The 6,914-nt window shown below is 55.1% G+C and carries 9 protein-coding genes and 1 pseudogene; all 10 read right to left on the reverse strand.

Translation table 11 applies throughout. The features are described 5' to 3' along the window. Positions 1–53 precede the first annotated feature (53 nt). The gene (locus ACR0AY_RS20420; RefSeq protein WP_170515962.1) at positions 54–1,088 is read right to left on the reverse strand and encodes a fatty acid desaturase; all 1,035 of its coding nucleotides are present in this window, start codon (positions 1,086–1,088) and stop codon (positions 54–56) included. Between the two features lie 251 nt (positions 1,089–1,339). Beyond that, positions 1,340–1,972 carry a hypothetical protein gene (locus ACR0AY_RS20425; RefSeq protein WP_170515965.1) on the reverse strand — a complete coding sequence of 211 codons (633 nt, stop codon included), beginning with the start codon at positions 1,970–1,972 and terminating at the stop codon, positions 1,340–1,342. Continuing rightward, complete coding sequence (locus ACR0AY_RS20430; RefSeq protein ID WP_008757532.1) at positions 1,969–2,265, reverse strand: 50S ribosomal protein L23; 297 nt, start codon at positions 2,263–2,265, stop codon at positions 1,969–1,971. The genes ACR0AY_RS20425 and ACR0AY_RS20430 overlap by 4 nt, the downstream gene beginning before the upstream one ends. Continuing rightward, positions 2,262–2,879: a 50S ribosomal protein L4 gene (rplD, locus tag ACR0AY_RS20435; RefSeq protein WP_170508772.1), complete on the reverse strand. Its 618-nt coding sequence runs from the start codon at positions 2,877–2,879 to the stop codon at positions 2,262–2,264. The genes ACR0AY_RS20430 and rplD overlap by 4 nt, the downstream gene beginning before the upstream one ends. Continuing rightward, positions 2,876–3,601: a 50S ribosomal protein L3 gene (gene rplC / locus ACR0AY_RS20440; RefSeq protein WP_170515968.1), complete on the reverse strand. Its 726-nt coding sequence runs from the start codon at positions 3,599–3,601 to the stop codon at positions 2,876–2,878. Before rplC ends, rplD begins: the two co-directional genes overlap by 4 nt. Positions 3,602–3,619: 18 nt before the next feature. Beyond that, the gene (gene rpsJ, locus ACR0AY_RS20445; protein ID WP_008756422.1) at positions 3,620–3,934 is read right to left on the reverse strand and encodes a 30S ribosomal protein S10; all 315 of its coding nucleotides are present in this window, start codon (positions 3,932–3,934) and stop codon (positions 3,620–3,622) included. Between the two features lie 150 nt (positions 3,935–4,084). Continuing rightward, on the reverse strand, positions 4,085–4,564 hold the full coding sequence (locus ACR0AY_RS20450; protein WP_170515971.1) for a hypothetical protein: 480 nt from the start codon (positions 4,562–4,564) through the stop codon (positions 4,085–4,087). A gap of 147 nt (positions 4,565–4,711) precedes the next feature. Beyond that, a pseudogene (locus tag ACR0AY_RS20455) lies at positions 4,712–4,819 on the reverse strand (EF-Tu C-terminal domain-related protein); the annotation flags it as partial. Positions 4,820–4,874: 55 nt separating this feature from the next. Next, the gene (locus ACR0AY_RS20460) at positions 4,875–6,587 is read right to left on the reverse strand and encodes an amidohydrolase (RefSeq protein ID WP_480454532.1); all 1,713 of its coding nucleotides are present in this window, start codon (positions 6,585–6,587) and stop codon (positions 4,875–4,877) included. A 238-nt stretch (positions 6,588–6,825) separates the two neighbouring features. Then, a partial coding sequence (locus ACR0AY_RS20465) for an EF-Tu C-terminal domain-related protein (protein WP_206020970.1) occupies positions 6,826–6,914 on the reverse strand: 89 nt, incomplete at its 5' end.

The following is a 6,914-nucleotide window of genomic DNA, read 5'->3' on the forward strand; positions in this document are numbered from 1 at the left end:
CGCGATCAGTGGGTATTACTTATTCGGCCGGAAGAGCTCAGGTAACTTGCCACTCACTGATACAATGCGCGAACCTCGGCGAAGGACAACAGGCGGCGGTGTTTTTCGTCCCACAGGTGCAACCGCGCGTTGGCAATGCTCTCACGAATGGTCATCCTGTTGCTGTTTGCCAACTCGTCGTGATCGCGCAGCACTTCGGTCAGGCGGTAGAACGGAATGCGGCTGTACAGATGGTGCACGTGGTGGATGCCGATATTGGCACTGAACCACTGTAGCACCGGCGGCAGAACATAATGCGAGCTTCCGTGCAGGGCCGCCTCGTGCAACTGCCAATCCTTGTCCGATTCCCAATGCGTTTCTTCGAATTGGTGCTGAACATAAAACAGCCATACTCCTGCAGTTGCCGCAATCAGGGTTGAGGGCAGAAAAATCAGTAGGACCGGCATCAAGCCGCCATAGTAGTAGACAGCAAAAAGTGCGGTCAGAATAGCTATATTGGTGCCCATCGCGCTGACCCAGAACCGAGCGCTACCAGTTAAACCCAAGGGCAGACGGTTTTGGAGCAGGAACAAATAGCCGGGACCAAGTACGAACAGTGTGACCGGATTGCGGTAAACGCGATACCAGAACCGGTTCATGGGAGACTTGGATTGGTACTCAGCCACTGTCAGCGTGTGGATATCCCCCATTCCCCGCTTGTCCAAGTTACCCGAACTGTTGTGATGGTAAGAATGAGTGCGGCGCCAGACATCATAAGGTGTAAGGGTCAGCACCCCGATCACCCGTCCAACCCAGTCGCTGACTGTCCGGTTCTTGAAGAACGCCCCGTGCCCGCAATCGTGTTGGATCGCAAACAGGCGCAGCAGGAAGGCCGCATTCAGGACCGCAATGGCAAATGCCAGCCAGTAGCTGATGGATAATGCCATCCAGGACAGCGCCCAAAGCACAACGAATGGGATAATGCTGACACCCAGCTCAAAGGAACTGCGCCATTGATTAGGTTCGCGGTATTTGGCAAGCGTCGAAACCCAATCCCGCGCGGCAGTTCTATCCGGGTTTTCCCGGGTCGAGAGAGAGGTTTCGGTCATGCGCCTGCCATGTCTTTTGCTTGTTGGAAGCCGGATAGACTACCCGCGCGACATAGCAAGCGAATTGTGCAAAATATGAGAGTTTAGTGCTCAAATTTTTGTGTCGCCGCGTAAGAACAACCCCCATGAGCACGCCACTTACCTCTCCCCAAAGACGCGTCCAATCACGGACCGCCGGATATATCGATGTGTGGTCTCTCTTCCAGGGTTGCACGTGCTTCTGACGCGTTTCTGATGAGTCAACGCAACTCTTACCCCAACGACCGCCTTCTGCAGAGCGGCTCAGACTCTACCGCGATACGTTGCTTGAGTTTGATATGACCCAAAACCTCGCGAAATGCGCGGTGCTTGGGTTTCCCTTCCAGATAATCCGCCAGTTTGAGCAGGTTGATAGGGTGCTTCGTAATTAACGCCTCGATCCGCTGCACCGCTTCGTCCAGCACGTAGTGATCCACGTACTGGCAGGCCACCTGTGTGGGCGTAAGGAGACAGTAATCCTGCGGGCGTTTCTCAGTATAGCGCGTGATGTCGAAGGGCGACGCACCGAGGGCGTGGAACTTGGGGATGTGCACACGCATCTCGGCCTCGACGTGTTCCAACACCGTACCCGAGGTCTGGCGAAACCCCAGCGGACCAAGCTTATCGACCACATGATTGCGCATCGCCGGAGAGATCATGTCCACATCCGCCCGGTCGTATTTCAGATCGTCGAAAACCGACAAAAGCCCCAGCTTTTCATCGGCGATCTGAAAATAGGGCTCGGCGCTGAAAGCCCGCATCTTCTCCAACACCTGCGCACGCGCAGTTTCAGGGTCTGAAACGAAATCGGCCCCGGCGGGTTGAACCGCCGGGGCCGTGAATAGTCGCAGTAAGCGTCGGATCAAAGACCGGTGCTCACGTCGATGGTGTTCCCCTCTTCCAGGGTCACATATGCTTTTTTGACGTCTTTGCGACGGCCCAGCTGGCCGCGGAACCGCTTGACCTTGCCTTTGGTCACGGTGGTGTTCACCGCTTTGACCTTCACACCAAACAGAGCCTCAACGGCCTCTTTGATCTGCGGCTTGTTGCTATCGATCGCCACTTCAAAGACAACCGCGCCGTTTTCGGACGCCATGGTCGACTTTTCAGTGATGATCGGCTTGCGGATCACGTCGTAGTGTTCTGCCTTCGCGCTCATTTCAGACGAGCCTCCAGTGCTTCGACAGCCGCTTTGGTGAGCACCAGAGTGTCACGCTTGAGGATGTCATAGACGTTTGCGCCCATCGACGGCAGGATATCCAGACCTTCGATGTTCTTGGACGCTTTCAGGAACCCTTCGTTCACGGTCGCGCCGTCGATGACCAGAGCACGTTTCCAGCCCAGGTTTGCAACCTGTTTGGCCAGAGCGGCGGTCTTGCCTTCGGCTTCGGCACTCTCGATCACAACCAGCTCACCTGCCTTGGCTTTTGCCGACAGAGCGTGGCGCAGGCCAAGCTTGCGGAACTTCTTAGGCAGGTCGTGGCCGTGCGAACGCACGACGGGGCCTTTGTAGATGCCACCACCACGGAAGATCGGCGCGTTACGGTCACCATGGCGTGCGCCACCGGTGCCCTTCTGGCGATAGATCTTCTTGGTCGAGTAGCTGGTTTCCGAGCGGGTCTTGACCTTGTGGGTGCCAGCTTGCGCGTTGTTGCGCTGCCAACGGACCACACGGTGCAGGATGTCCGCGCGCGGCTCGAGACCGAACAGGTCTGCATCCAGCTCGATGTTGCCGGCCTTGCCGCCGTCCAGTTTGATTACATCAAGTTTCATGCTTCACCACCTTCCGCGGGAGCTTCTTCCGCAGGTGCTTCGGTTGCAGCCGATTTCACAGCAGCCGGGAAAGGCAGGCCTTCCGGTGCTTTCTTCTTGACGGCGTCCTTGACAGTGACCCAGCCCGATTTCGGTCCGGGAACGGCGCCTTTGATGAAGACCAGACCACGGTCGGCGTCGGTTTTGACAACCTCCAGGTTCTGAGTGGTAACACGGGCAGCACCCATGTGACCGGCCATCTTCTTGCCTTTGAACACCTTGCCCGGATCCTGACACTGACCGGTCGAACCGTGCGAACGGTGGCTGATCGAAACACCGTGCGAGGCGCGCAGACCACCGAAGTTCCAACGCTTCATCGCACCGGCAAAGCCTTTACCGATCGAAGTACCCGAAACGTCAACTTTCTGACCTTCCAGGAAGTGTTCTGCCGAAATCTCGGCGCCCACATCAATCAGGCCATCTTCGGAGACGCGGAACTCGGCCAGCTTACGCTTGGGCTCGACCTTTGCAGCGGCGTAGTGACCGCGCATGGCCTTCGAGGTGCGTTTTGCCTTGGCGGCACCGGCACCCAGCTGAACGGCGGTGTAGCCGTCTTTGTCAGCGGTCCGCTGTGCAACGACCTGCAGGTTGTCCAGGTGAAGAACGGTCACAGGGATCTGCTTGCCGTCTTCCATGAACAGGCGGGTCATGCCAACTTTTTTTGCGATAATACCAGAGCGCATAATCTATACCCTCCGATCTTACGACTGCAGCTTGATCTCGACGTCCACACCAGCAGCGAGGTCGAGCTTCATCAGCGCGTCAACGGTCTGGGGGGTCGGATCAACGATGTCCAAGAGACGCTTGTGCGTACGGATCTCGAACTGGTCGCGGGATTTCTTGTCAACGTGAGGGCCACGGAGAACCGTGAACTTCTCAATCTTGTTCGGCAGCGGGATCGGGCCGCGCACGTTCGCGCCGGTCCGCTTGGCAGTGTTGACGATCTCTTGCGTGCTGGCATCCAAAACGCGATAGTCAAATGCCTTCAGCCGAATACGGATGTTTTGGCTTTGCATATTAACAGCCTTTTTTAGGCGTTGAGGTTGAGAGGAGGACAGACGCGCATCGCCAACCCTCTTCGAACCCAAAAGGCGGGAATCATCCCGCCTTGATGTTCTTGATGAGAACTCGCGCGTATTAGTGGGGTTGGTGGGATTTGGCAAGGCCTATTTGATTGGACTTTCACCTGAAGTGTGCTTCTTAATCTGCTCTTCAGTGATGAGTTCTTCCGCAAGCGCACTCGCGAGACTATCAGCCACCCTCCAGCACTGAAAAAGCTCTTCATGCAACTCTTCTAAGTCAGCGACCATATCATCCCGCCCCACTTCGGACTGAATCTTATAGTTATGACGCTCAAAAAACCCGTGAAAAAGTTTGTTTCTTGCGACCAAGCCTCGTTTGAACTGTTTGATGATTAGATCGTCTTCAAACCGCAATTCTTGTTTTAGCATTTCCAGGACTCTGCCCAACGTGCTGCATTCAATAACTTCTAGAGCCCTTGCGGCCGCATTTGGGTCCTGTTCGCTGTACCAATTGTTGTTATGTCCCTTGCTCGCCAACACAACAGTTCCGAGCGCAGTCTCGAATAGCTGTGCCGTTTCCGCAGTAATTCCGAACTTTGCATAAAGCTGATCTCTACTCGCCATACAAAAGTCTATTTCAACTTCAGAAGCTGATTACAAGAAAAAGGCCGCCCCGAGGGACGGCCTTCTTGATTTCCTCACTGAGTTGCTCTCGGCAGATTTTTCCATGGAAAATCGCCTGCCGCAACCAGGTGCGACAAGCGCGCCTTTCTCGATGATTTTCGATACCACACCGGCGCCGACGGTGCCGCCGCCTTCGCGGATCGCGAAGCGCAGACCGTTTTCCATCGCGATCGGTGCCATTAGCTCAACGCCGAACCATACGCATGTCCACCTCGGCTCCATTTTCGGTCTGTTTCAATCAAAACTTAACCTAATTCCTCGCTAACCAAGGATCTTCTACCTTCATGCCTTGATAAACCGCGTGCAGGAAAAGATGAGCAGTCACAGGGTCATTTGAAAATGGCGAGAATTGCAAATTGCCCTCTCTGACGCCCTCCTCAGCTTCATAGACAACCTCATCCCCTTTGACAGTCACCAGCACCTCAAGTTCAGCCAGAGTCTCCGGATCGACTGCCGTGGGATCATCCGACAGGATCACAAAATCCGCCACTTTGCCGACCTCAATCGAGCCCTTCTCATCTTCCTCAAAATGCTGCCATGCAGGCCAGATCGTCATTGCCTTCAATGCCGTCATGACATCGACCCTCTGATGCGGCCCCAGAATGTCACCTGACCGCGTGCGACGCGTGACCGTAGCCGCAAGTACACGCATGCTATCTGGAAAGGCGACCGGCGCATCGTGATGCGTGCCGAACATCATGCCACGCTCGTGCAGCCATCCTGTCGGCGAAATATTTTCCGCATTTATCGGCCCGACAGTATGATCCCGGTGCCAATCGCCCCAATAGAACGTATGCATCGGAAAGAGCGACGGAAACACACCAAGGCGCTTAAGGCTTGCGACTTGATCCTCGCGAAGAAACTGACCGTGAATCAGAACGGGGCGGTTGCCGGGATCGCCATACTTGATCTGTGCCTCTTCGAGTGCAGCAATCAGCATGTCAGATGCCCCTTCACCGTTGGAATGCACGAGGATTTGGAAATCGTTGTCGTAACACCAATTCACCGCGTCCTGGAGTTGCTCCATCGTGATGGCTGCGTATCCTGCGTAGCCGGCGGCATAGTTCCCAACCGGATCGTAATAGGGTCTATCCCTTAAAGCGGTGAAACCTTGCGGCGAGCCATCAATTGTAAGTTTACAGCCCCCGACCCGAACCCTGTTTTCGTAGCTTTTCGAAGTGTTATCACCAATAAACTCTTTCGACTCAAGAACATCCGGGAAGGCTACTACATCGATTGGAAGAGCTTCTTCCGCAGCAACTTTCCTGAGAACCTCGACAATCTGACCTGATGATCGGCCTTCCTGCCCGGTCGTATATCCAAACTTTGCCCAAAGGTCGGTTCCAGCTCGGGCAAATGCTGCCAGACCCTCTTCACCCAGATTTCCCAGCAAGGGAACGAGAACAGAAAAGAACGCGTACTCCTCCAGAACACCGTTTGGCTCTCCGGCCTCATCGCGTTGGATCACCCCGCCCGGAGGTGCTTCGGAAGCCGCCGTTATACCAGCCAATTCCAAAGCTTTCGAGTTTGCGACACCTATATGCCCAGACTGATGAATAATGACGACCGGCAAGTCCTCAGACACAATGTCCAGCTCTTGTCGTGTTGGGTGACGGAGTTCCCTTAATTGAGCATTGTCGTAACCAAAGCCGATGATCATTTTGACCTGCTCAACGGCTTGCGCATTCTCCTCGGCCCAGTCAGTCAGCGTGGATTGCAGACTGGCGATATCAATGACATCCCCGTCCGGTGGCGCAAGAAGGTTAGCGGACAGTGCCTGCAAGCCGCCCATGACGACATGTCCGTGGCTATCAACGAAACCCGGAAGCATCGCGCGCCCTTCCAGATCATAAGTTTCGGTTTCCTCACCCTGATGCGCCGACAAGTCAGATAGCGACCCAACCGCAAGAATGCGCCCGTCTTTGACTGCGACAGCTTCGGCGGACGGAGCCGTATCGTTCATCGTTACAATTGGCCCGCCCAAATAGATCCGATCCGCAATCTGTTGTGAGGACGCAGAGGTAGATGAGAAAGCAACCGCTGCGACAAGACAAACTGAACGCGCCCAAAAGTGCATCTTATGACCTCTTTCTAATTGCAATGTCTCAATACGAAAGAAGTTAGCGTTACTGTTGGCTTAGGCAAAAACGAAAAAGGGCGCCCCGAGGGACGCCCTTTCTTTGTATATTCGCTTACGCGGATTACTCGATGATTTTCGAGACGACGCCGGCGCCGACGGTGCGGCCGCCTTCGCGGATGGCGAAACGCAGGCCGTCTTCCATCGCGATCG

The organism is Ruegeria sp. A5 (genome assembly GCF_056543005.1).